The following is a 22,155-nucleotide window of genomic DNA, read 5'->3' on the forward strand; positions in this document are numbered from 1 at the left end:
GTCAACGACGGAACAGCTTGTTGCCCAACCACACCACCGGATCGTATTTGCGGTCGGCGACGCGTTCCTTCATCGGAATCAATGCGTTGTCGGTGATCTTGATGTGTTCGGGGCAGACCTCGGTGCAGCACTTGGTGATGTTGCAATACCCGAGGCCATGCTCTTCCTGCGCCTGATTGCGCCGGTCCAGCGTGTCCAGCGGATGCATTTCCAGCTCGGCGATTCGCATCAGGTAACGCGGGCCGGCGAACGCCTGCTTGTTCTCCTCGTGGTCACGGATCACGTGGCAGACGTTTTGACACATGAAGCATTCGATGCACTTGCGGAACTCCTGGGAACGCTCCACATCCTCCTGCGCCATCCGGTACTCACCGGGCTGAAGATCCTTCGGCGGCGTGAATGACGGTATTTCGCGGGCCTTCTCGTAGTTGAACGAGACATCTGTAACCAGATCACGGATCACCGGGAACGTCCGGATTGGCGTCACGGTAACCACTTCGTCTTCGGCGAAAGTCGACATCCGCGTCATGCACATCAACCGGGGCTTACCGTTGATCTCCGCTGAGCACGAACCGCATTTGCCTGCTTTGCAATTCCACCGCACCGCGAGGTCAGGGGTCTGCGTTTGTTGCAGACGGTGGATCACGTCAAGCACCACCTCGCCCTCGTTGACCTCGACGGTGAAGTCATGCAGTCCACCGCCGGCTTCGTCGCCACGCCATACCCGCATGGTCCCGTTGTAGCTCATCAGCCTCTCCGTCCTGGGTGGTCGGCCAGCTCTTCGGAGGTGTAGTACTTCTCCAGCTCGGAGATCTCGAACACCTCCAGTAGATCCGGCCGCATCGGCACCTGGTCTTCGTGAGTGACCGAGATGTCGGGGATCACATCGTCGCCGCCTGCAGCCTTGCAGACCAGCAACACCTTGCGCCACGACGAGTCCATCGATGGGTGGTCATCGCGGGTGTGGCCGCCCCGGCTCTCGGTGCGTTCCAGCGCCGCCTTGGCGACGCATTCGCTGACCAGCAGCAGGTTGCGCAGGTCGATGGCCAGGTTCCAGCCGGGGTTGTACTGGCGGTGCCCCTCGACGTGGATGTGCTTGAACCGCTCGCGAAGCGAGTCGAGTCGAGCGAGGGCCTCGGTGATTTCGTCCGCCTTGCGGATGATGCCCACCAGGTCGTTCATCGTCTGCTGCAGCTCTATATGCAACGTGTAGGGGTTCTCCGCGGTGGAGCCGTTGGTCGGTGTTTCGAACGGTGCCAGCGCCCGTTTCGCGGCCGCGTCGAGGGCATCGTCAGCGACCTTCGGACGGCTGCTCAGCGCCCGCACGTAGTCGGCGGCGCCCAGGCCGGCCCGTCGGCCGAACACCAGCAGGTCCGACAGCGAGTTGCCGCCCAGCCGGTTGGAACCGTGCATGCCGCCGGAGCACTCGCCGGCAGCGAACAACCCGGGAATGGTCGCGGCGCCGGTGTCGGCGTCCACCTCGATACCGCCCATCACGTAGTGACAGGTGGGCCCTACCTCCATCGGCTCCTTGGTGATGTCGACCCCGGCCAGCTCCATGAACTGGTGATACATCGACGGCAACCGCTTTTTGATCTGCTCCGGGGTCAGCCGGGACGCGATGTCGAGGTACACCCCGCCGTGCGGAGTGCCGCGACCGGCCTTGACTTCGGAGTTGATCGCGCGCGCGACCTCATCGCGGGGCAACAGGTCCGGGGTGCGACGGGCCGAGTCGTTGTCTTTGAGCCACTGGTCGGCCTCTTGCTCGGTTTCGGCGTACTGGCCTTTGAACACCGGCGGGATGTAGCCGAACATGAACCGGGTTTGATCGGAGTTCTTCAGCACACCGCCGTCGCCGCGGACACCCTCGGTGACCAGAATGCCTTTCACACTGGGCGGCCACACCATCCCCGTCGGGTGGAACTGGACGAACTCCATATTGATCAATGTCGCGCCGGCCCGCAGCGCCAAAGCATGGCCGTCGCCGGTGTACTCCCAAGAGTTCGACGTCACCTTGAACGACTTGCCGATGCCGCCGGTGGCCATCACCACCGCCGGGGCCTCGAACACGATGAACCGGCCGCTTTCGCGCCAGTAGCCGAATGCGCCGGAGATCGCGTCACCGTCTTTGAGTAGGTCGGTGATCGTGCACTCGGCGAAGACCTTGATCCGCGCCTCGTAGTCGCCGAGTTCGGCGTGATCCTCCTGCTGCAGCGAGACGATCTTCTGCTGCATGGTGCGGATCAGTTCCAGGCCGGTGCGGTCGCCGACGTGCGCGAGCCGGGGGTAGGTGTGCCCACCGAAGTTTCGTTGGCTGATCTTGCCGTCTTTAAGGCGGTCGAACAGCGCACCGTAGGTCTCCAGTTCCCAGACCCGGTCGGGGGCCTCTTTGGCGTGCAGTTCGGCCATCCGCCAGTTGTTCAGAAACTTCCCACCGCGCATGGTGTCGCCGAAGTGGGTCGTCCAGTTGTCCTTGGGGTTGGTGTTGCCCATCGCTGCGGCGCAGCCACCCTCGGCCATCACCGTGTGGGCCTTTCCGAACAGCGACTTGCACACCACCGCAACCTTGAGGCCGCGCTCCCGCGCCTCGATAACGGCGCGCAAACCTGCGCCGCCGGCACCGATCACGACCACGTCGTAGGCGTGCCGTTCGACCTCAGTCATGAAACCTCACTCAACTTTCTAATATCCGTGAAAAGGCTTCTCAGCCAACAAACCTCAGGTCTGGGATGGCGCCACTGGCCACCAGCGCGATGTAGAAGTCGGTGAGCATCAGAGTGCCCAGTGTGATCCACGCGTACAGCTTGTGGCGGGTGTTGAGTTTGCTGACCTGGGTCCAGATCCAGTACCGCACAGGATGTTTGGAGAAGTGCTTGAGTCGCCCACCGGTGACGTGCCGGCACGAATGGCAGGACACCGTGTAGACCCACAGCATGACGACGTTGCCGACCATGATCACGTTGCCCAGGCCGAAGCCGAATCCACCCGGTCCGTTGTCGGAATGGAACGCTACGATCGCGTCGTAGCTGTTGATCACCGAGATGATGACGGCGATGTAGAAGAAATAGCGGTGGGTGTTCTGGATGATCAGCGGAAATCTGGTCTCGCCGGAGTAGTGAACGCGAGGCTCGGCCACCGCGCACGCAGTGGGCGACTGCCACACCGTGCGGTAGTAGGCGCCCCGGTAGTAGTAGCAGGTCAACCGGAACAGCAGCAGGAACGGCAGCGTCAGCGCCGCGAACGGCAGCCACCACTGGTTAGGCAAGATCTGCGGCCAGAAGTCGCTGGCCTCACCGCAGGCCTTGCTGACGCACGGCGAGTAGAACGGCGTCAGGTAGTGATACTTGGGGACGAAGAAGTAGTCCCGCTGGAACGCGCGCGCCGTCGCGTAGATGACAAATGCGGCGAACCCCAGGTCGATCCGCAGCGGCGACAGCCACCACCGGTCGGTGCGCAGCGTCCGTTGCTGAATGTGGGCGCGCGTGGGTGAAAAGACACCGGACGCAGGACGGTTCGCTGTGGGTGCGCTCATGTGCTGTGATCCTCTTCGCGTGGCCTCGTCGGAGAGTACCCACAGCGAAGCGCATGCCCCCTCGCGGGGGGTCCATCAGGAACGACTGTGACCGCCGACACCCTCGTCGTCGACGTCGCGCCAAAAGTCGCTGTCATATTGGGTGTCCGGGATGGCGATTTTCTCACCCGGCTGATCCACGGTGTGGCGGGCCAGATCCAGCTCACCGGCGTCGATGTCTAGCAACTCGACGTCGTTGAGGATCCGCTGGACGTCGTTGACCACCCGACGCATCGCCGGAGTGTCGCGGTATCGCGACCTCAACGACGTCACGCACCGCCGCAGTCCACCGATGAGCTCGTGAAGTTCGGCGAGTTCAGTAGTGCTGGACAACGGATCTCCCTGGGGTAAAGGTGTTATGGATCACAGTACGGCACCCGATAGTATCCAGCACACAGCGCAGGCGTGAGGCAGGTCACGCTCGCCAAGCGGGAGGCAGCCATGCCGGGACCCAGTGCATTGGCCGATCGGGCAACGGCGCTACTGGCGCTGCATCAGCCGGGCAATCCGGTGATCCTGCCGACCGTGTGGGACGCCTGGTCGGCACGCCTGGCCACCGATGCCGGTTTCGCCGCGCTGACGGTCGGTAGTCATCCCGTCGCCGATTCAATCGGCAAACCCGACAACGAGGGCATGTCGTTCGACGATCTGCTGGGCCGGGTCGCGCAGATCACCGCCGCGGTGGACGTCCCGGTCTCGGTAGACATCGAGTCCGGTTACGGGCTGCCGGGATCGCGGCTGGTCGACGGTTTGCTCGGGGCAGGCGCGGTGGGGCTCAACATCGAAGACACGGTGCACAGCGAGGGCAGGCGGCTGCGCTCGGCCGAGGAACATGCCGAACTCGTCGGTGCGCTGCGTGCCGCCGCCGACGAGGCCGAGGTTCACGTCGTGATCAACGCCCGCACTGACCTTTTCCTGCGCAACGAAGGTGACGCTTCGGACCGCGTCGAGCGGGCGGTGGCGCGGTTGAAGCAGGCCGCCGCTGCCGGTGCCGATGTCCTCTATCCCGTGGGCCGCCACGATCCGGAGACGTTGCGGCGCTTGACTACTGAATTGCCGCTCCCCGTCAATGCGATTGCCTTACCCGATCAGGACGATCCCGCTTCGTTCGGTCCGCTGGGCGTCGGGCGGATCAGCTTCGGGCCGTTCCTGCAGGCGGCCTTGGGGACTCGGGCCAAGGCGATCCTGGCCCGCTGGGGCTAGCCGGACTTTTCGACTGCGACGGTTCGTTAAACGAGTCGAAGGAGGCATCATGACCCGTTTTCACCGTGAAGAGCACGCCATGACGCGTGTCGACATCGCCACCGGCATAGCGTTTGACGAGTTCGTGGCCAAGTTGGAACAAGCGGCGCCGCCGCTCGACCGGGCGGCGATGGAGCGGATCGCCGCCGCGGGCGGCAACTGGGACGACGTCCGCGCCGCCGTGGCCAAGAATGCGCCCAACGAGTTGATGGTCTACGCGAAGGTCGGCGGGACCGAGTTGTTGAGCTTAGCCGGACATCGCACCCGGGCGATCGAGTATCTGATCGGCAATCACGTGATCGCCGAGACCATGTTTCGCCACGACCCGAAGGCACTGTTGTACGCGCCGCTTCGGATGCTGGTGTACAGCGATTCCGACGGCAATGCGGTTTTCACCATGGACCAGCCCAGCACGGCGTTCGGCAGCCTTGGCATCGGCGAGGTAACCAAAGTCGGTGAGGGGCTTGATCGCAAGGTGGTCAACCTGCTGCGCGTCATCGGGATCGACGCCGAGCAGGCCTTCGCCTGACTTAACAGCGAATCCGGTGGAGCCGTTGGGCCCCACCGGATTCGCGGCGGTCGCGGAGTTCCCAGACTACGAAGCCTGCTTCGTGATCTCGATGCGCTGCGCCTGAGTCCCGGCGTAAGCACCGGTGACCCGCACGGTCAGCACGCCCGCTTCGTAGGACGCCGAGATGGCCTCGCCGGTGATGTGCGCGGGCAGCCGGAACGACCGGCGGAACGATCCGTAGCGGACCTCGCGCAGCGTGCGCCCGTCCTTCGCGGGGTCTTCGCCGGCCTTTTCGTCGCGGCGCTCACCATGGATGACCAGGCGGCCGTGGTCGACCTCGACGTTGACGTCCTTCTCGACGTCCACGCCGGGCAGTTCCAGGCGGACTACCGCGTCCTCGCCGTCCTTGACGATCTCGGCAGCGGGGCTGAACCCGTCGGCTGCCGGCTTGAACCAGTCGGTCGCGGGGGCCGGTCCAAAGAAATCGCGCATCCAGCGGTCGACATCCCACGCGGGTCGTGACCACAGGGTCAGGTTGCTCATTCGTATCTCCTCGTGCTTGGTGGTTGCCGACGCCTTGCCGGCCTACCGTTAGAAACATGAGTCGACCACGCTTAAGTTCCACCTGGACGTTCGCCGTAAGCGAACAGGGCGCAACCGGGCTCAAATCAATGCCACGTCCGCGCTTTCGTCGATCGCCAACCGGTAACCGCGTTTGACTACCGTAACGACAATATTCCTGTCGCCCAGTGCTTTTCGTAGTCGCAGCACCGCGGTATCCACGGCGTGAGGATCGCTGGCGCTGCCCGGCAGGGTGCGCAGCAGTTCCCTGCGGGCGACCACCACGCCCGGACGGTGAGCCAAAGCGCGCAGAATCGCCATCGCCGCCGGGGACAGCGACTGCACCGTGCCGTCGACCATCACGTAGGACCCGCGGATCTCGATCCGATGGCCGGCCGCCTGCAGCGTGCGCGCCCGCAGCACGGGCAGCTCCTCGGCGATATGTCTGGCCAGCGCGGCCAATCGCATTCGTTTCGGTGACGACGTCGGAACCCCCAGGCGCACCAACGGCTGTGCGGTGACCGGGCCCACGCACATTGCCCGGACATCTCTGCGCAGCGCGTTGAGCAGCTGGTCGGAGATACCGAGATCGCCGGCCCGCATCAGCGTCGCCACCACCGCCGGCGCCGAGGTGAAGCTCACGGCGTCGAACTGTCGTTCGGCGATCTGGGTGATCAGCTGGTCGAAGTCGCCGCCGGCCGGCACCGGTCTCCACCGGTACACCCGAATCGGGACGACCTCGGCTCCCGCGGAGCGCAGCTCGTCGAGGAATTCCGGAAACGGATCCCAATCCTCGGTCGCGCCGTGCAGCTGCACTGCGATGCGACAGCCGGCGATGCGGGATTGCCGCAGGTATTGCACGAGCTCCCGCGACGAGTCGGTGTTCGGGGACCACTCCGCTGGCAGGCCGGCCGCGCGTACTGCGCCGCTGGCCTTCGCTCCCCGAGCCATGATCCGGGCGCCGGACAACGCCGCGGTCAATGGACCGCCCAGTTGCCATCCGTCGGCGGCGGCGATCCAGCCGCGAAACCCTACGCTGGTCGTCGCGATCACGATATCGGGCGGCCTGGCTATCAAAGCCTCAGTGTTGCGGTGCAATTCGTTGTCGTCGGGCAACGGAACCATGGTGATCGCCGCCGCACGGCCAACGGTGGCGCCGTGGCGGCGCAGCAGCGCACAGAACTCGTCGGAACGCCGTGCACAGGTAACTGCCACCCGGTAGCCGGCGAGCGACGGCGCGGCTGGGTGACCCATATGAATTATGTATGCCAGGCAGATTTCGGCTGGATTACCGGGATTAGCCGGAACCGTTACCAGACGTCCCCATCGCGCCAATCACACGTGAGGTCCGCGGTGGCGTCAAGGCTGATCCCGACCGGCAAGACGAACACCGAGCCGTCGTCGTCGGGGGTTCGCACTGACCCCGCGGGCGCCAAGACGGATGTCGGTCCGCGCCACGGCAGCCAACCGCGCGACGTGTAGAGCCGCCTCCCGCGGTCCGAGGAGCTGAGTGCACCGAGCTGATAGCCGCCCCGGATGACCTGCTCGCACGCATCCAGTATCGCGATTGCGAGCCCTTGACCGCGCCAATCTTCGCGCACCGCCACGGCTTCGACGTAGCCGCAGCGCAACGCGGCACCGCGGTAGAGCAGGCGTCGTTGTACGACCGCTCCGTGCGCGATGATCGCACCGCGGTGCCAGATCAGGGCATGCATCCCGCCCAGCGCGTGGTCCCAGTCGGTATCGGTGAACTGCCCGCCGAACGCGTCGTTGACCATTTCATAGGCGCGCTGTCGGGCGTCGCTTTCGAGGTCTGCGGTGTGAACCAGGCGGGCGGTGTGTACCTGGGTGCGCACACTGCTGGTTTACCAGGTGGACTAGCCCGCCGCCACCGAACCGGAAGCGGAAGCCGTCGGAGCCCTGGGTCGCGACCAGTGCAGCCGCACGTACTGCCCGGGGCGCACCTGAGCGACCCTGTCAATGTCTTCGTCGGCGATCACGCCGACAACCGGATAGCCGCCGGTGACGGGGTGATCGGGGCCAAGGATCACCGGTAAGCCGTTGGGCGGCACCTGGATCGCACCGCGGGTGGCGCCCTCGCTGGGTAATACCCGATCGAGCGAGCGGTACCGCAATGGCCGTCCCTCCAGCCGCATCCCCACTCGGTCGCTGCGGTCGGAGGCCATCCAAATGGTGTGCACGAGGGCGTCGGGGTCGACCAGCCAGTCGTCACGCGGCCCGGGTACCACGAGTAGTTCCACCAGGTGCTCGGAGATCGGCGCGACCGGAGCCTGGTCGAGTTCGGGGTACTCGTCGGTGTGTTCGCCGACCGGCAGGACGTCACCGCTTTGTAGCGGCAACGGGCCAATCGCCGACATCACGTCGTAGCTTCGCGAACCCAGCACCGGTGTCACGTCGATGCCGCCACGCACCGCAAGATAGCTCCGCAACCCGCAGTGTGGTGCGCCCAGCGAGATCACCTCGCCGTCGCGGACATGCTGGATACTGTTGGTGCCGAACATGTTTTGTCCGACACGCGGGCCGGTGTCAGCGCCAGTCACTGCGATGTCGACGTCGCCGCCGCGGATGCGCGCCGAGAATCCGCCGAAGGTCACCTCGATTGTGGCCCGGTCGTCGGGGTTGGCCACCAGCCGGTTGGCCAGCGTGTGTGAGCGCCGGTCGGCCGCTCCCGATCGGGTGACGCCGATATGGGCCAGCCCCGCCCGTCCGAGATCCTGGACAAGGGCCAGCGGTCCGGTGCGCAAGATCTCCAGAGTCGTCATTGGAGCTCTCCTTTCAGGCTGTTCGCACGCCTGCCGCTATGCGGCTCGGAACTGGACCCACATGCCCGGCGTCAGCAGTGCCGGATTCGGACGGTCGATATCCCACAGGACCAGGTCGGTGTGGCCGATCAGCTGCCATCCGCCGGGCGATCGACGTGGGTAGATTCCGGAGAATTCGCCGGCCAGGCCCACCGCACCGGCCGGTACAGAGGACCGCGGCTCCGACCGGCGAGGTACGGCCAGTCGCGGGTCACCGCCGACCAGATATGCGAAACCCGGTGCGAATCCACCGAATCCGACTTGCCAGGGAATAGCCGTGTGGGCGTTGATGACTTGTGCGACGGTCAGCCCGGTACGGTCGGCCACCTCGGCAAGGTCGGCGCCGTCGTAGACGACGTCGATCACCATGGGTTCTTCCGGCGGAGCGGCGGCCACCATGTCCGGGGCCACCCGCAATGTGCGCAGTCGACGGCGGACGGCGCTCTGATGGCGGCGGCCGTCGAGTTTCAGCAGCACGGTGCGGGAGGCCGGAACGATGTCAAGCACACCGGGCAGCGCGGCCTCACGCAACGCCGCCGCCCATGCCAATACGTCAGCGGTGCTCTCGAACTGCAGCAGCAGCGCCTGATCGCCGTAGTCGAGAACGGTGTCGGCCACACCCAGATCCATCGCCACGCTCATTACTCGACAGTAACCCGTTGGACGGGCAACGAAACCAGATTTTCGAGCACTGCCAGAGCTGCCTTAACGAACGCTCAGGCGGTCGGCGGCCGGCTCGTTACTAATGCAGAATGCCGGCGATCAGCGCAGGCAACTGGCTGGCCACCAAGGGGTAGCTCAGCGGCGAGGCAAACGCGATCGCGCCGGCCTGGTCCTTGGTGGTGAACACGCTGCGGGCCCGGAGCGCGGCCACGTCGGGATTGGCCAACAGACCCGCTTGGTCGCCCTCGCTTTCCGTCGTCCAGATCAGAAGATCGGCGGCGCCGAGGACTGGGTTGATCTTGTCGCGCGGAATATACGCACGCAGCTGATCCACCGCGAACGTGTTGATGCTCTCGGCGACGGCCAGACCCATCCGGGTCAAAAACTCGGTGCCCCAACCAATCGTCGCGACCACGTCGTCTTGGTGAAGCTTGCCCTGCAGGAGCAGCACCGTCTTGTTTTTGAACTGCGGAAATTTATCCGCGACGCCGGCGAAGCCCTGATCGACACCGTTGATCAGGGATTTCATCTGGTCTGGTTGAAAAACCGCCCGGCCGATCGCCGTCGCCTGCTCCTTCCACGGCTCGAAGAATGCGTAGCCGTCGGACTGCGGGATCGTCGGCGCGATCGCGGACAGCTTCTGGTAGGTGTCCTCGTCGACTCCGGCGTCGGTGGCGACGATCAAGTCGGGTTTCAGACCGGCAATCTGCTTGACCTGGATTCCGTTATCGAGGTTCAAGACAACGGGTTTGGCGTTGCCGAGTTTGTCTCGGGCCCAAGGCCACACCGCGAACGGCTGGTCGCCGAACCAGTTGGTTACCGCAATCGGCACGACCCCGAGGGCCAGTAGATCGTCCTGCCCGGTGTAGCCGGCACTGACCACCCGCTTGGGCGGCTCGGGGACGGTTGTCTCGCCGAAAACGTGCGAGATGGTGACCGACCCGCTGCCACCGGCGGCGGTAGGCGCCGGTTTGTGCGATGAGCAGGCCGGGGGAGCTGCGACCACGAGCAGCCCCGCGGCCGCGCCGGCGCGCAGAAACCCGCGCCGACTCCATTGCTCGAGCATCGCGTGAGCCTAGCGCGTTCGCTCAGGTCAGCGGCATGCCGGCGTCGACGAAGTCCAGGGCGCGAAGGACGCTGTCGGTCGCGCCCGGGCCGGGTTCGTAGACCGCCATCATCGCGCCGGTGAGGGCGCCGGTGAATACCCGCAGCTCGAAATCGCCTGAGTCCCGGCCGATTCGGCGGCCGACTGCCTCGGCGAACGCGGTGATGGTGCGGTAATACTCGTCGTACATGGCCGCCTTGAGCTCCGGTATCGAGAAGATCAGCCGTTGCCGGGTGTTCTCGAACTCCCGTTGGTCTGCCGACAGGTTGGCCATGGCGGCCTGGTAGGCGCGCCGGACTGCCTGCGACGGCGAGAGGTCGGCCGGCTGTTCGTCTAGGGCATTCAGGATCACCGGATCCAAGTCGTCGGCGAGCAGCACGGATTCCTTGGTCGGGAAGTACCGGAAGAAGGTGCTCGGCGACACCTCGGCGGCTTCCGCGATCTGTTCGACGGTGGTGGCGGCGTAGCCGTGTTCTTGGATCAGCCGAAACGCCTCCCGCCTGATGGTCTCGCGGGTCCTGATCTTCTTGCGCTCCCGTAGACCGGGGATCTGGTCTATCGCCTGCATGATCTGATTCTCTCGCATGCAGTCGTCAGGCCGACAGCTTTACCGCCCTGTCGTTGCCGCGGTCGGCGACGTAGATGTTCCCGGCGTTGTCCACGGCCACCCCCAATGGGGTGTTGAGACCGGTCAATGGCAGCACGGTCGGGGTGTTCGACCCGGCCGGCAATTTAAGCACTTGGTTGCTGTCGTGTTCGGTGACGAAGACGTCGCCGGCGTTGTCCACTGCGATTCCCCACGGGACGGCAACGCCGTCGAACGGGAGGACGGTCTGAGCTGTCGACCCGGGCGCCAACTTCAACACCCGGTTGTTGTCGGTGTCGGTGACGTAGACGTTGCCGGCGGTGTCCACCGCCACGCCGTCGGGATTTTTGAGCCCGGTGAATGGCAGCGCGATCGGGGTGCTTGCCCCGGGTGTCAACTTCAACACCCGGTTGTTGCCCCGGTCGGCGACGTAGACGCTGCCCTGACCGTCCACCGCGACGCCTTCGGGGTAATTCAGGCCGGTGAAGGGCAGCACGGTCTGGCTGGTCGAACCCGCCGTCAACTTGACCACCCGGTTGTTGAAATCGGCGACGTACACGGCGCCGTCGCCGTCTACCGCGAGCCCCTGCGGTTGGTATAGGCCGCTGAACGGCAGCACCGTCGGGGCGCTCGATCCTGGCGTCGACTCAACCACCCGCCCGTACATGCCCTCACTGGTGACGAACACATCGCCGGATTTGTCCAACGCCACCCCACCTGGGGACAGCCGGAAGTCGATACCGGTGAATGGCAGCTCGGTTTGTCCGGAAGCTTGTTGCTTCGATGCCGCCGACGGGCGCGCACCCAGGTACCCAGTGATACCGACAGCCGCGACAACCAGGAGCGCGACGGCGCCGATGAGGGCCCACCGCTTGCGATTTCGGCTGGGCGGGGGTGCGCTGCGGGTGAAGTCCGGCCGAGGAGCACCGCGCTCGCCCCAGGGTGCGGGCCTGGCCATGGTCTGGTCGGTGCCGGAACCGGTGTAGTTGGTCCACGGCGGGCTCGAGTCAGGAATGACGGCGTTGGCCATCAGGGTCGCATTATCGCCTTGCCGCAGAATCGTGATTTCTTGGTGCTGCTCGGTTGCTGTCAACGCGTCGTGCGCGGCCACGGCCATATCGCCGGCAGTGAAGTACCGCTCGGCAGGGTCTTTGGCCATGCCTCGGGCGATGACCGGGTCGAGGGCCGCCGGAACCCGCCCGGGCCGCAACTGGCTGGGACGCGGCGCCGGCTCGAGCAGGTGGGCGGCGATCAGTCGTTCGACGCTGTCGGAGCGGTAGGGCGGTGCCCCGATCAAACACTCGCCCAGCACACAGGCGAGCGCGTAAATGTCGGAGCGGTAGGTGACCTCGTCGCCGGTGAATCGCTCGGGCGCCATGTAGTTGTAGGTTCCCAGCGTTATTCCGCGTTCCGTCAGCCCGGGATCCCTAGCGGCGCGGGCGATGCCGAAATCCACCAAGTAAGCGAAGTCGTCATTGGTGACGAGGATGTTTTCCGGCTTGACGTCGCGGTGAGTAACGCCGTTGGCGTGCGCATCATCCAGTGCCGCAGCGACCTGGCGCACGATAGCAACGGTTCGTGCTGGCGTCAGTGGACCGTAGTGAGTCAACAGCGTGCGCAGCGAGACGCCGTCGATCATGCGCATCTCCACGAAGAATTGACCGTCGATGTCGCCATAGTCGTGGATGGGCACGATGTGGGCTTCGGTCAACCGCCCCGCGGTGTCCGCCTCGCGTTGCATGCGTGCGCGGAACGTCGCGTCGGTTGAGAACTCCTGCGAGATCAGCTTCAGCGCGACCACCCGGTGCTTCCGGGTGTCCTCGGCCTCATAGACCTCGCCCATGCCGCCGCGGCCCAGTAGCCGCCTCAACTGATACGGCCCAAACCGTGAACCAACCCGGGAAACGGTACTGTTCACCGTCCACACTCCTTTCAAAAGTCCGCCGATAGCCGTCTGATGACGAGCCCGAAGCCCCCGCTGTTCAAGAGATTGCGTTCACAGCTGCCGCGATTTTCGATTGGAGCGCGCTCGGTAGCGGTATCGATCCGTACTGGTCTAAACCGATTTGGCCCGGCCCAATTGCGGCCTGCATGAACGCTTTTACCGCCGCACCGGTCGTGGAATCGGGATATTTCGAGCAGACGATCTCATAGGTCGGCTCCACGATCGGGTACGCACCAGGTTGCGTCGGCTTGTAGAACGACGAGGTGTCGACCACCAGGTCGTTGCCCTGCCCGTTGAACGTGGCCCCAGCGATGGTCTTGCTCACCGAGTCGGTGGTGATCTCCACCGGATCCCGACCGGCTGACGTGATGATCTGGACCATGCTCAATTGCCTACCCACCCCGAACGACCACTCGTTGTACGTGATCGATCCCTCGGTGTTCTGAACTTCCGCGGAGGTGCCGTTATCCCCGATGCCGCCGTCGCCGACACCGCCGAGGAATGTTTGGCCGGCGCCCTTACCCCAGGCGTCGCCTGCCGCGGCAACAAGGTACTGCTCGAAATTCGACGTGTCGCCGGATTGATCGCTACGGAAAAAGACGTGAATGGGCTCCGATGGCAAGCTGGCGCCCGGATTGAGCGCCGTGATCGCAGGGTCATTCCAAGTGGTGATGCTTCCGTTGAAAATTTTTGCGAGCGTTGGGGCGTCAAGTTTCAGCGAGTTCACCCCGTTGATGTTGTAGGTGATTGCGATGGGTTCGAATACCGTCGGCAAGTCCCATGCCGGCGAGCCGCACCGCTGTGCCGCGCGATCGACCTGGCCCTTGGATGGATTCAGCGGATCACCGGAACCCGCCAGGTCGCTCACGTTGTTGACGAAATCGGTCACGCCGGCACCAGAGCCGTTCGCGTTGTAGTCCAGCGTGTAGCCGGGGCATGCATGAACATAGGCGAACACGAATTGTTCGATCGCGTTCTCTTGTGCGGTCGCACCGCTGCCCTTGAGCTGCTTTTTGCCACCGCACTGCACTGCGGCCGGGCTAGATCCAGATGACGATGCACTGGTCGTGCTACCGCATCCCGCTAACACCAGTGCGCTGGCGACCAACAGACTTAGCACAGCGCCGGATCGATTGAACTTCACCGGAACTCCTCCGAATCCTCAGGGAGGCAGACACCCTCAATCCGCCACCGGGGAGCCCCCTTGGAACACGTCCCGCCGCACCCGACAACACGCGAACCTGTGGCTATAGAAACCCCAGAACATGGGTGCAGGATTAGCGGCGCCTCTGCAGGAAATTAGTAAGTGAGCAAACGGTCAACAGCAGCTGAGGATGAGCGGAAGCTGAGTACAGGATGAGCAGCATCCGTGGAGATGGGCGCGGTATTTGTGGCAGCTGTGCAGATGGTCAGAGGATGGCCGCGCGAGATCCTTTATGCCACATAGCGTCGTAGCTTTGTGGGGTGTTGATCAGCCCTGAACAGCTCAACGGCAAGGCCGGCGCTCATGCCGATGTCGCAGCATTCGCCATGCGTGCGGTGGATCTCAGCCTCGGTTTCGGCACCAATACTGTGCTCGACAAGGTGAGCCTGGACCTTCCCGCGCGGAGGGTAACGTCCTTGCTCGGACCGACCGGCTCCGGTAAGACTACGTTCCTGCGCGCGCTGAATCGTCTGAACGACAGGGTATCTGGCTATCGGTACAGCGGCGATGTACTGCTGGGTGGGCGGAGCATATTCAAAAATCAGGATCTCATGGAGTTTCGTCGCATGGTCGGCATGCTGTTCCAGCGTCCCAATCCGTTCCCGATGTCGATCATCGACAACGTGGTCGCCGGTGTGCGTGCGCATAAGCTGTCGCCGCGCAAGGACTTCAAGAGCATTGCGCAGGCTCGGCTATCCGAAGTCGGCCTGTGGGATGCGGTCAAGGATCGGCTTGGCGATTCACCGTTCCGGCTGTCCGGTGGTCAGCAGCAGCTGTTGTGTCTGGCCCGTGCGCTTGCGGTGAAGCCGGAGGTGCTGCTGCTCGACGAGCCGACATCCGCACTGGACCCCACCAGCACGGCGAAAATCGAAGAGCTGATTCGATCACTGGCCGACCGGCTCACCGTGATCATGGTTACCCACGATCTCGCCCAGGCCGCACGGATCGGTGACCGCACTGCCTTCTTCTTCGACGGCAGGCTGATCGAGGAAGGTCCCACCGAGCAGTTGTTCTTATCGCCGAAGCATCCGGAGACGATCCGTTACGTCTCTGGACTTTTCGGTGACCGCAGGCTGGGTGGCACACACCCAAATGGGGGCGCAGACGGGGGACAAGAAAGGTGAGGGTCCATGAAAATTCGTTCGCGTGCGCTTCTGGTCGCTGTACCGGTGATGCTGGTCGCAGCGGCCTGCGGTTCGAACTCGACAGGTGGTTCGTCCAGCCCCGGGGCCGGATCCGGTAACCCGGCCAGTTCCCCCGCGGCGTCGAAGGTGGCGTTGTCGGAGACCGGTGCCACCGAGCTGTACCCGCTGATGAATCTGTGGGCTCCGGCCTATAACGCCGAATACCCAAACGTCACGATCACCACCGGAAGCACCGGATCGGGCGCCGGGATCTCGCAGGCCGCCGCCGGGACAGTCAACATCGGCGCCTCCGGCGCCTACCTGTCGGACGGCGACATGTCCGCGCACAAGGGACTGATGAACATCGCGTTGGCCGTTTCCGCAGAACAGGTCAACTACAACCTGCCCGGTGCCACCGAGCATCTTAAGCTGAATGGCAAAGTGCTCGCGGCGATGTACGAAGGGAAGATCAAAACCTGGAATGACCCGCAGATCGCCGCACTCAACCCGGGGGTGAACCTGCCGTCTATTCCGGTGGTGCCGCTACACCGCTCCGACGGGTCAGGCGATACGTTCGTGTTCACCCAGTATCTGTCGAAGCAGGACCCCGACGGCTGGGGCCAGGGACCTAGCTACAACACAACCGTCGATTTCCCCGCGGTGCCAGGCGCTTTGGGTGAGAACGGTGCCGGCGGGATGGTGACCGGCTGCGCTCAAACCGTAGGCTGCGTCGCTTACATCGGTACCAGCTATCTCGACCAAGCTAGTCAGAAAGGGCTGGGCGAGGCCCAATTAGCCAATGCCTCAGGCGATTATCTGCTGCCGGACGCCCATAACGTTCAGGCGGAGGCCGCCGGCTTTGCTTCGCAGACCCCGGCCGACCAGGTGATCTCCCTGATCAACGGGCCGGCCGCCGACGGCTACCCGATTGTCAATTACGAGTACGCGATCGTATACGGCAACCAGAAGGATCCCGCTGTGGCACAAACGATTCAAGCGTTCCTGCACTGGTCGGTGACGGACGGTAGCAGCCCATCGTTTCTGAGTAAGTTCCACTTCCAGCCGCTGCCTGCCTCGGTCGCGAAGTTGTCTAACGCTCAGATCGCCAAGATCACCGGCTAAGTAGCTCCGGTGACCATTGCGGTGCGCCAGCTTGCGCGGGGCCGCGTGACCGTCCTGTCGCGCATGCGGATTCGGTTTCGCGCCATCATTCGCGGAGGTCTCGCGATCCGGTGGGCCGGTGGGCTGGCTGCGACGATCGCACTGCTCGCGCTGTTGTTCGTGCTGGCGACGTTGAGCATTGAGGGGACCGGAGCGATCAAACTCAACGGACTGCATTTCTTCACCGGCACGGGGTGGAACCCGGGCAATACCTACGGCGACACTGTCGTCACCCACGGTGTCGCACATCCGATCGGCGCTAGCTACGGCGCCTTGCCGCTGATCGTCGGCACCCTGGCGAGCTCCGCGATCGCCCTGGTCGTCGCGGTCCCGATCTCCGTCGGAGCGGCGTTCGCAATCGTCGAACGATTGCCTAGACATCTCGTCTCAATCGTCGGCACGGTACTCGAATTGCTCGCCGGCATTCCCAGTGTGGTCGTCGGTCTCTGGGGGGCAATGACTTTCGGGCCGTTGATTGCTCGCCACGTCGCTCCGGTGATCGCCCGCAACGCTCCCGACGTGCCGGTCCTCGACTACTTTCGCGGCAACCCCGGCAACGGAGAGGGCATGTTGGTGTCTGGTCTGGTGCTGGCGGTGATGATCATCCCCATCATCGCCAGCACCTGCCGCGACCTGATCCGGGGAGTTCCATCGCTGCCCCGTGAAGGCGCGACCGCGCTCGGGATGTCCGATTGGGAGTGTGCGCGCAGGGTCACCCTGCCGTGGGTGTCCGGCGGCATCATCGGGGCAGTGGTGCTGGGGCTTGGACGTGCGCTGGGGGAGACCATGGCCGTCGCGATGGTCTCCGGTGCCGAGTTGGGGGCGATGCCCAACAACATCTACTCGACCATGACCACAATCGCTGCCACCGTTGTGTCGCAACTGGATTCAGCGTTGACCGATTCCACTAACTTCGCAGTGAAGACGCTCGCCGAGGCTTCCCTGGTGCTGATGGTGATCACCTTGTTGACGAATGTGGCCGCTCGGGCACTGGTACGACGGGCGTCGGGCACTGCGCTGCCCGTCGGTCGAGGTGTCTGAAATGAGGTCGGTAACCGCTCGGCGCAAAATCGTCAACGCATTATTCTGGACGATGTCGTTCTGTTGCCTGGCGCTGGTGATCGCCCCGACGCTGTGGATGCTGATCGGAGTGGTCAGCCGTGCGTTGCCGGTGTTTCATTTCAGCGTTCTGGTGGAGGACAGCCGCGGTAACGGCGGCGGGCTGCGCAACGCCATCGTCGGGACCGCCGTGCTGGGCCTCGGGGTGACGTTGGTGAGCGGCACCGTCAGCGTGTTGGCCGGGATCTATCTTTCCGAATTCGGCACTGGCAGAATGCGATCAATCTTGCGAGGCGCCTACGAGGTGCTGTCGGGGATCCCGGGCATCGTGCTCGGCTACGTCGGGTATCTGGCGCTGGTGGTCGACTTCGACTGGGGGTTCTCGCTGGCGGCCGGGGTGCTGGTGCTGTCGGTGATGAGCATTCCGTACATCACCAAGGCCACCGAGTCGGCACTGGCTCAGGTGCCGACGTCGTATCGGGAAGGGGCAGAGGCGCTGGGGTTGCCGGTCGGTTGGACGCTGCGCAGGATCGTCCTGAAGACGGCACTACCCGGAATCGTGACCGGGATGCTGGTGGCGCTCGCGCTGGCGATCGGCGAGACGGCGCCCATGCTGTACACGGCGGGCTGGTCGGATTCCCTCCCTGCTGCAACACTTACGCACTCGCCCGTCGGTTACCTGACGTATCCGATCTGGACGTTCTACAACCTGCCGTCGAAAACGGCTCTGGACCTGTCCTACGACGCGGCCTTCTTGCTGATCGTGTTCCTACTGCTGCTGATCATCCTCGGCCGGCTGGTCACCTGGTTCGCACGGCGGCATTCAGAGTCGGCGTGACTTTTCGGACGTTTCCCAACGGGTCGGCCATGGGCTGTAGTCGGCGATCAGCTCCTCTTGCGGCGGGCGCTGGTCGTCGGGCACATGTTGCAGGTTGATCCGAATCCGGTACCAGATCGAGCTCGGGCCGCGCATCCCGTCGACCAGCACGTCGGCCGGCTGCAGGCGATCCGCCACCGCAGGGTAGCGCTGCCGCCAGGTGTTCAGGGCGGCCATCGCCTCGTCCTTGGTCTTGGTCCGGGCGATCTCGATGAGCGGCATCACCGACTGGCGACGGCGCGTGCCCTCGCCGCGGCGTGTACCTTTCGGCGCCTTCTCGGCCGGGCCGAGTTCCTCGGCCAGCGCGAGCAGCCCATCCAGGCCCGCGGCGGCGTCGTCCATTCCTTCCCACGGGTCCCCGATGTCGGCGAATCGCTCCGGCACCGTCGCCACAGTGAACGCGGCCGGGTCGCAGCCGGCGACCTCATCCCAACGCAGCGGCGTCGACACCCGCGCGTCCGGTGTGGCCCGCACCGAATAGGCCGATGCGACCGTGCGGTCCTTGGCGTTCTGGTTGAAGTCGACGAAGACGCCCTCGCGTTCCTCCTTCCACCAGCGACTGGTCGCCAACTCGGGGGCGCGTCGCTCCACTTCCCTCGCCACGGTTTGGGCAGCCAAGCGCACCTGGCGAAACGACCAGCCGGGCACGATGCGCGCATAAATATGGAAGCCACGCGAGCCGGACGTCTTGGGCCACGCCGTCAGCCCGTAATCCTCCAGCACCTCGCGGGCCACCAGTGCGACGTCCACGATCTGCCGCCAGTGCACCCCGGGCATGGGGTCCAAGTCGACGCGCAACTCGTCCGGGTGGTCGAGATCATCGGCGAGCACCGGATGCGGGTTGAGGTCAACGCAGCCCAGGTTGATCGCCCAGACCAGCCCGGCAGCGTCATGGATCACGGCCTCCTTGGCCGAGGTTCCGGATGCGTAGCGCAGCTCGGCGACATCCACCCAGTCGGGCCGTTTCGCGGGCGCCCGCTTCTGGAAAATGGCCTCCTGATCGATGCCCTTGACGAAGCGCTTCAGGATCATGGGGCGTCCAGCCACGCCACGCAGGGCGCCGTCGGCGACGGCCAGGTAGTAGCGGATCAGGTCCATCTTGGTGTGGCCTGCTTGCTGGTCGTGACCGGGAAAGATGACCTTGTCCGGGTGGGTGACGTCGACCTGGCGTCCGCCCACGTCCAATAACACCGGCCCCATGGGTTGATGGTAATTGCGGACAACTTTCCTCCCCTGGGTGCGACGTGGGTCACATAGGGTGGAAGTCATGCCGAATCTCATCGATCTGCCTGGGCAGGCAGCAGCCAAGCTTCAGCAGTACGCCGAGCGTGGGGTGGCCGAACTGCACTACCTGCGCAAGATCATCGAATCCGGCGCGTTCCGGTTGGAGCCGCCGCTGAACTACGCAGCGCTGGCGGCCGACATTCGGAAATGGGGCGAGATCGGCATGCTGCCTGCGTTTAACGCGCGGCGCACACCCAACCGCACGGCGATCATCGACGACGACGGCGCCCTGACATACAAGGAACTCGACGAGGCCACCAATGCCGTGGCTCACGGGCTGCTGGCCAAGGGTGTCCGCGGCGGCGACGGGGTGGCCATCCTGGCGCGCAACCATCGCTGGTTCTCCATCGCCAATTTCGGCTGCGCGCGGGTCGGTGCCCGCATCATCCTGCTCAACAGCGAATTCTCCGGTCCACAGATCAAGGAGGTCGCCGAACGCGAGGGCGCCAAGCTGATCATTCACGACGACGAATACACCCAGGCGGTCAGCCAGGCCGATCCGCCATTGGGCAAGCTGCGGGCCCTCGGCACCAACCCCGACAGCGACGAGCCGTCGGGCAGCACCGACGAGACGTTGGCCGACCTGGTCGCCCAGAACAGCAAATCGCCGGTACCCAAGGCCACCAAGCACGCGTCGATCATCATCCTGACCAGCGGCACCACCGGCACGCCGAAAGGCGCGAACCGCAGTACCCCGCCGACGCTGGCCCCGATCGGGGGCATTCTCTCGCATGTTCCGTTCAAGGCCGGCGAGGTGACTTCGCTGCCGTCGCCGATGTTCCACGCGCTCGGCTATCTGCACGCCACCATCGCGATGTTCCTCGGCTCCACCTTGGTGCTGCGGCGTCGCTTCAAGCCGACGCTGGTGCTGCAAGACATCGAAACGCACAAGGCCACCGCGCTTGTCGTCGTCCCGGTCATGCTGTCGCGCATCCTCGCCGCGGTGGAGCAGCTGGAGAACAAGCCCGATCTATCCAGCCTGCGGATCGTCTTCGTCTCCGGCTCGGCGCTCGGAGCCGACCTGGCCGAACGGGCGCTCGAGGACATCGGCCCGGTGGTCTACAACATGTACGGTTCGACCGAGATCGCATTCGCCACCATCGCCGAACCCAAGCACCTGCAACGCAACTCCTCGACCGTGGGGCCGGTCGTGAAGGGGGTGAAGGTCAAGATCTTCGACGAGAACGGCAAGCAGCTGCCGAAGGGCGAGGTTGGGCGGATCTTCGTCGGCACGACGTTCCCGTTTGAGGGCTACACCGGGGGCGGCAGGAAACAGATCATCGACGGGCTGCTGTCGTCGGGCGACGTCGGATATTTCGACGACGACGGCCTGCTCTATATCAGTGGCCGTGACGACGAGATGATCGTCTCCGGCGGTGAGAATGTCTTCCCCGCCGAAGTCGAGGACCTGATCACTGGGCATCCGGACGTGGTGGAGGCCACCGCGATCGGCGTCGAGGACAAGGAGTGGGGCCACCGGCTGCGCGCCTTCGTGGTGAAAAAACAGGACGCCAGCCTCGACGAGGACACCGTCAAGCACTACGTCCGCGACCACCTGGCCCGCTATAAGGTGCCGCGCGAGGTCATCTTCCTCGACGAGTTGCCGCGCAACCCGACCGGCAAGATCCTCAAACGCGAGTTGCGTGACCGCGAGGTCGAATAGCCACTGGCTCAGCCGTCGAACCCGGTCGCGCCGTCGAGTTGCTCGCGCAGGATGTCGAGTTGTCCGGTGTGGCGGGCGGTCTCCTCGATCATGTGCACGTAGATCCAGCGCAGCGATACCTTCCCGAAGCGACGATGCGGTACCACGTGATCGAGCGGATACCGTGCGGCGATGCGCCGGGATTCCTCGCACTGGGCCTGATACTCGGCGATCAGCGTCGGCAGGGATTCGTCCGGCAGGAGCTCGAACTCCCAGGAGCGCTCGTGGGGCCGACGGTTGTCGTCGCTTCGTTCCTGCAAAAGCTGCTCGAACCACCCGTATTCCGCCCAACGCAGGTGCTTCACCAGCCCGCCCACGGTGGTCGGCGACGCGACGAGCCCGCGGCGCGCATCGCTGTCGGAGAGACCGGAAACCTTGCGCACCACGATATCTCGATAGTCGTCGAGGAATGACTCCAGCAGGGTGCGCTCGCCGATTGCTCCCTGCTCGCGGCGATCGGGACGCTGCGTTTCTGCCATGACGGCGAAGCTAGCACTGGCCAGCCGTCAGCGCCGCTCCCGGATAGTCCGGGTCACCTCGGCGGAAAGTTTCGGGTCGGATAACAGCTGCTCGATGAGCGCGCAAATGACCTCTTGACCGGTGACGCGGGCGAGTCCGAGCCGGTCCGCGGCGTCTCGCTGCCAGATGTCGAGGGCCCGGTGGGTGGCGGGGGAGAGGTCGACGGTCCGGCGCGTTCGTTGACCACGCGAAGCTTGTTCGCGCGACGGTTGGTCGAGC

Annotated in this window: 22 protein-coding genes and 1 pseudogene; 7 read left to right on the plus strand and 16 right to left on the minus strand. The window is 64.6% G+C overall.

Annotation, left to right across the window (positions count from 1 at the left end; translation table 11 throughout):
* Position 1: 1 nt before the first annotated feature.
* The 4 genes from VNW74_RS23395 to VNW74_RS23410 form a co-directional block, all read right to left on the minus strand.
* The gene (locus VNW74_RS23395) at positions 2-748 is read right to left on the minus strand and encodes a succinate dehydrogenase/fumarate reductase iron-sulfur subunit (protein ID WP_325681235.1); all 747 of its coding nucleotides are present in this window, start codon (positions 746-748) and stop codon (positions 2-4) included.
* Complete coding sequence (locus VNW74_RS23400; protein ID WP_325681237.1) at positions 748-2,664, minus strand: fumarate reductase/succinate dehydrogenase flavoprotein subunit; 1,917 nt, start codon at positions 2,662-2,664, stop codon at positions 748-750. Before VNW74_RS23400 ends, VNW74_RS23395 begins: the two co-directional genes overlap by 1 nt.
* A 40-nt stretch (positions 2,665-2,704) precedes the next feature.
* Positions 2,705-3,532 (minus strand): hypothetical protein, encoded by an 828-nt coding sequence (locus VNW74_RS23405; RefSeq protein ID WP_325681239.1) that lies wholly within the window; start codon positions 3,530-3,532, stop codon positions 2,705-2,707.
* A gap of 75 nt (positions 3,533-3,607) precedes the next feature.
* A complete protein-coding gene (locus VNW74_RS23410) occupies positions 3,608-3,904 on the minus strand; it encodes a hypothetical protein (RefSeq protein WP_325681241.1) in 297 nt (98 codons plus the stop codon).
* 108 nt (positions 3,905-4,012) lie between these two features.
* Here VNW74_RS23410 and VNW74_RS23415 point away from each other — a divergent pair, with 108 nt between their 5' ends.
* Entirely contained in the window at positions 4,013-4,774 is a 762-nt protein-coding gene (locus tag VNW74_RS23415) for an isocitrate lyase/phosphoenolpyruvate mutase family protein (protein ID WP_325681278.1), read from the plus strand.
* A gap of 49 nt (positions 4,775-4,823) precedes the next feature.
* Positions 4,824-5,342, plus strand: coding sequence for a DUF302 domain-containing protein (locus VNW74_RS23420; RefSeq protein ID WP_325681243.1), 519 nt, complete (start codon positions 4,824-4,826; stop codon positions 5,340-5,342).
* 66 nt (positions 5,343-5,408) lie between these two features.
* Here the strand turns inward: VNW74_RS23420 and VNW74_RS23425 are convergent, their stop codons facing one another.
* From VNW74_RS23425 to pstS (VNW74_RS23465), 9 genes are all read right to left on the minus strand, one after another.
* Positions 5,409-5,867 carry an Hsp20/alpha crystallin family protein gene (locus VNW74_RS23425; RefSeq protein ID WP_325681245.1) on the minus strand — a complete coding sequence of 153 codons (459 nt, stop codon included), beginning with the start codon at positions 5,865-5,867 and terminating at the stop codon, positions 5,409-5,411.
* Positions 5,868-5,987: 120 nt separating this feature from the next.
* Positions 5,988-7,139 (minus strand): uroporphyrinogen-III synthase, encoded by a 1,152-nt coding sequence (locus VNW74_RS23430; protein ID WP_325681247.1) that lies wholly within the window; start codon positions 7,137-7,139, stop codon positions 5,988-5,990.
* Positions 7,140-7,195: 56 nt separating this feature from the next.
* Entirely contained in the window at positions 7,196-7,741 is a 546-nt protein-coding gene (locus tag VNW74_RS23435) for a GNAT family N-acetyltransferase (protein ID WP_325681249.1), read from the minus strand.
* Positions 7,742-7,762: 21 nt separating this feature from the next.
* Entirely contained in the window at positions 7,763-8,668 is a 906-nt protein-coding gene (locus tag VNW74_RS23440) for a 5-oxoprolinase/urea amidolyase family protein (RefSeq protein WP_325681251.1), read from the minus strand.
* 36 nt (positions 8,669-8,704) lie between these two features.
* Complete coding sequence (locus VNW74_RS23445) at positions 8,705-9,349, minus strand: 5-oxoprolinase subunit B family protein (RefSeq protein ID WP_325681253.1); 645 nt, start codon at positions 9,347-9,349, stop codon at positions 8,705-8,707.
* 100 nt (positions 9,350-9,449) lie between these two features.
* Positions 9,450-10,436 carry an ABC transporter substrate-binding protein gene (locus VNW74_RS23450; RefSeq protein WP_325681255.1) on the minus strand — a complete coding sequence of 329 codons (987 nt, stop codon included), beginning with the start codon at positions 10,434-10,436 and terminating at the stop codon, positions 9,450-9,452.
* A 22-nt stretch (positions 10,437-10,458) separates the two neighbouring features.
* Positions 10,459-11,043 (minus strand): TetR family transcriptional regulator, encoded by a 585-nt coding sequence (locus tag VNW74_RS23455; RefSeq protein ID WP_325681257.1) that lies wholly within the window; start codon positions 11,041-11,043, stop codon positions 10,459-10,461.
* Between the two features lie 25 nt (positions 11,044-11,068).
* Entirely contained in the window at positions 11,069-12,979 is a 1,911-nt protein-coding gene (locus VNW74_RS23460; RefSeq protein WP_325681259.1) for a serine/threonine-protein kinase PknD, read from the minus strand.
* A gap of 64 nt (positions 12,980-13,043) precedes the next feature.
* The gene (gene pstS, locus VNW74_RS23465) at positions 13,044-14,150 is read right to left on the minus strand and encodes a phosphate ABC transporter substrate-binding protein PstS (protein WP_325681261.1); all 1,107 of its coding nucleotides are present in this window, start codon (positions 14,148-14,150) and stop codon (positions 13,044-13,046) included.
* Positions 14,151-14,536: 386 nt separating this feature from the next.
* On the opposite strand from pstS (VNW74_RS23465), the gene pstB reads away from it, so the two are divergent.
* The 4 genes from pstB to VNW74_RS23485 all read left to right on the plus strand — a co-directional run bounded on the left by pstB (position 14,537) and on the right by VNW74_RS23485 (position 18,392).
* Entirely contained in the window at positions 14,537-15,334 is a 798-nt protein-coding gene (pstB, locus tag VNW74_RS23470) for a phosphate ABC transporter ATP-binding protein PstB (protein ID WP_414686754.1), read from the plus strand.
* 6 nt (positions 15,335-15,340) lie between these two features.
* Entirely contained in the window at positions 15,341-16,456 is a 1,116-nt protein-coding gene (pstS, locus tag VNW74_RS23475) for a phosphate ABC transporter substrate-binding protein PstS (protein WP_325681263.1), read from the plus strand.
* Positions 16,457-16,519: 63 nt separating this feature from the next.
* Positions 16,520-17,536: a phosphate ABC transporter permease subunit PstC gene (pstC, locus tag VNW74_RS23480; protein ID WP_325681282.1), complete on the plus strand. Its 1,017-nt coding sequence runs from the start codon at positions 16,520-16,522 to the stop codon at positions 17,534-17,536.
* Position 17,537: 1 nt separating this feature from the next.
* A complete protein-coding gene (locus VNW74_RS23485) occupies positions 17,538-18,392 on the plus strand; it encodes a PstA family ABC transporter permease (RefSeq protein ID WP_325681265.1) in 855 nt (284 codons plus the stop codon).
* Here VNW74_RS23485 and VNW74_RS23490 read toward each other — a convergent pair.
* Entirely contained in the window at positions 18,378-19,631 is a 1,254-nt protein-coding gene (locus VNW74_RS23490) for a DNA polymerase domain-containing protein (RefSeq protein ID WP_325681267.1), read from the minus strand. The two genes, VNW74_RS23485 and VNW74_RS23490, sit on opposite strands and share 15 nt — an antisense overlap.
* 67 nt (positions 19,632-19,698) lie before the next feature.
* On the opposite strand from VNW74_RS23490, the gene fadD2 reads away from it, so the two are divergent.
* Complete coding sequence (gene fadD2 / locus VNW74_RS23495) at positions 19,699-21,378, plus strand: long-chain-fatty-acid--CoA ligase FadD2 (RefSeq protein ID WP_325681269.1); 1,680 nt, start codon at positions 19,699-19,701, stop codon at positions 21,376-21,378.
* Positions 21,379-21,386: 8 nt separating this feature from the next.
* Here the strand turns inward: fadD2 and VNW74_RS23500 are convergent, their stop codons facing one another.
* Together VNW74_RS23500 and VNW74_RS23505 are read right to left on the minus strand one after the other, a co-directional pair.
* Complete coding sequence (locus tag VNW74_RS23500) at positions 21,387-21,896, minus strand: DinB family protein (protein ID WP_325681271.1); 510 nt, start codon at positions 21,894-21,896, stop codon at positions 21,387-21,389.
* Positions 21,897-21,923: 27 nt separating this feature from the next.
* Positions 21,924-22,155: pseudogene (locus VNW74_RS23505) on the minus strand (ATPase); the annotation flags it as partial.

The sequence above is a fragment of the Mycobacterium sp. genome (assembly GCF_035570115.1).
Taxonomy (GTDB): domain Bacteria; phylum Actinomycetota; class Actinomycetes; order Mycobacteriales; family Mycobacteriaceae; genus Mycobacterium.

Coding starts and splice junctions, on each gene's coding strand:
- VNW74_RS23500 (WP_325681271.1), bottom strand. CDS start 21,896: ATGGCAGAAACGCAGCGTCCCGATCGCCGCGAGCAGGGAGCAATCGGC.
- VNW74_RS23405 (WP_325681239.1), bottom strand. CDS start 3,532: ATGAGCGCACCCACAGCGAACCGTCCTGCGTCCGGTGTCTTTTCACCC.
- VNW74_RS23395 (WP_325681235.1), bottom strand. CDS start 748: ATGAGCTACAACGGGACCATGCGGGTATGGCGTGGCGACGAAGCCGGC.
- VNW74_RS23440 (WP_325681251.1), bottom strand. CDS start 8,668: ATGACGACTCTGGAGATCTTGCGCACCGGACCGCTGGCCCTTGTCCAG.
- VNW74_RS23420 (WP_325681243.1), top strand. CDS start 4,824: ATGACCCGTTTTCACCGTGAAGAGCACGCCATGACGCGTGTCGACATC.
- fadD2 (WP_325681269.1), top strand. CDS start 19,699: ATGCCGAATCTCATCGATCTGCCTGGGCAGGCAGCAGCCAAGCTTCAG.
- VNW74_RS23430 (WP_325681247.1), bottom strand. CDS start 7,139: ATGGGTCACCCAGCCGCGCCGTCGCTCGCCGGCTACCGGGTGGCAGTT.
- VNW74_RS23400 (WP_325681237.1), bottom strand. CDS start 2,664: ATGACTGAGGTCGAACGGCACGCCTACGACGTGGTCGTGATCGGTGCC.
- VNW74_RS23455 (WP_325681257.1), bottom strand. CDS start 11,043: ATGCAGGCGATAGACCAGATCCCCGGTCTACGGGAGCGCAAGAAGATC.
- pstS (WP_325681263.1), top strand. CDS start 15,341: ATGAAAATTCGTTCGCGTGCGCTTCTGGTCGCTGTACCGGTGATGCTG.
- VNW74_RS23450 (WP_325681255.1), bottom strand. CDS start 10,436: ATGCTCGAGCAATGGAGTCGGCGCGGGTTTCTGCGCGCCGGCGCGGCC.
- VNW74_RS23485 (WP_325681265.1), top strand. CDS start 17,538: ATGAGGTCGGTAACCGCTCGGCGCAAAATCGTCAACGCATTATTCTGG.
- VNW74_RS23490 (WP_325681267.1), bottom strand. CDS start 19,631: ATGGGGCCGGTGTTATTGGACGTGGGCGGACGCCAGGTCGACGTCACC.
- pstC (WP_325681282.1), top strand. CDS start 16,520: ATGCGGATTCGGTTTCGCGCCATCATTCGCGGAGGTCTCGCGATCCGG.
- VNW74_RS23415 (WP_325681278.1), top strand. CDS start 4,013: ATGCCGGGACCCAGTGCATTGGCCGATCGGGCAACGGCGCTACTGGCG.
- pstB (WP_414686754.1), top strand. CDS start 14,537: ATGCGTGCGGTGGATCTCAGCCTCGGTTTCGGCACCAATACTGTGCTC.
- VNW74_RS23445 (WP_325681253.1), bottom strand. CDS start 9,349: ATGAGCGTGGCGATGGATCTGGGTGTGGCCGACACCGTTCTCGACTAC.
- VNW74_RS23425 (WP_325681245.1), bottom strand. CDS start 5,867: ATGAGCAACCTGACCCTGTGGTCACGACCCGCGTGGGATGTCGACCGC.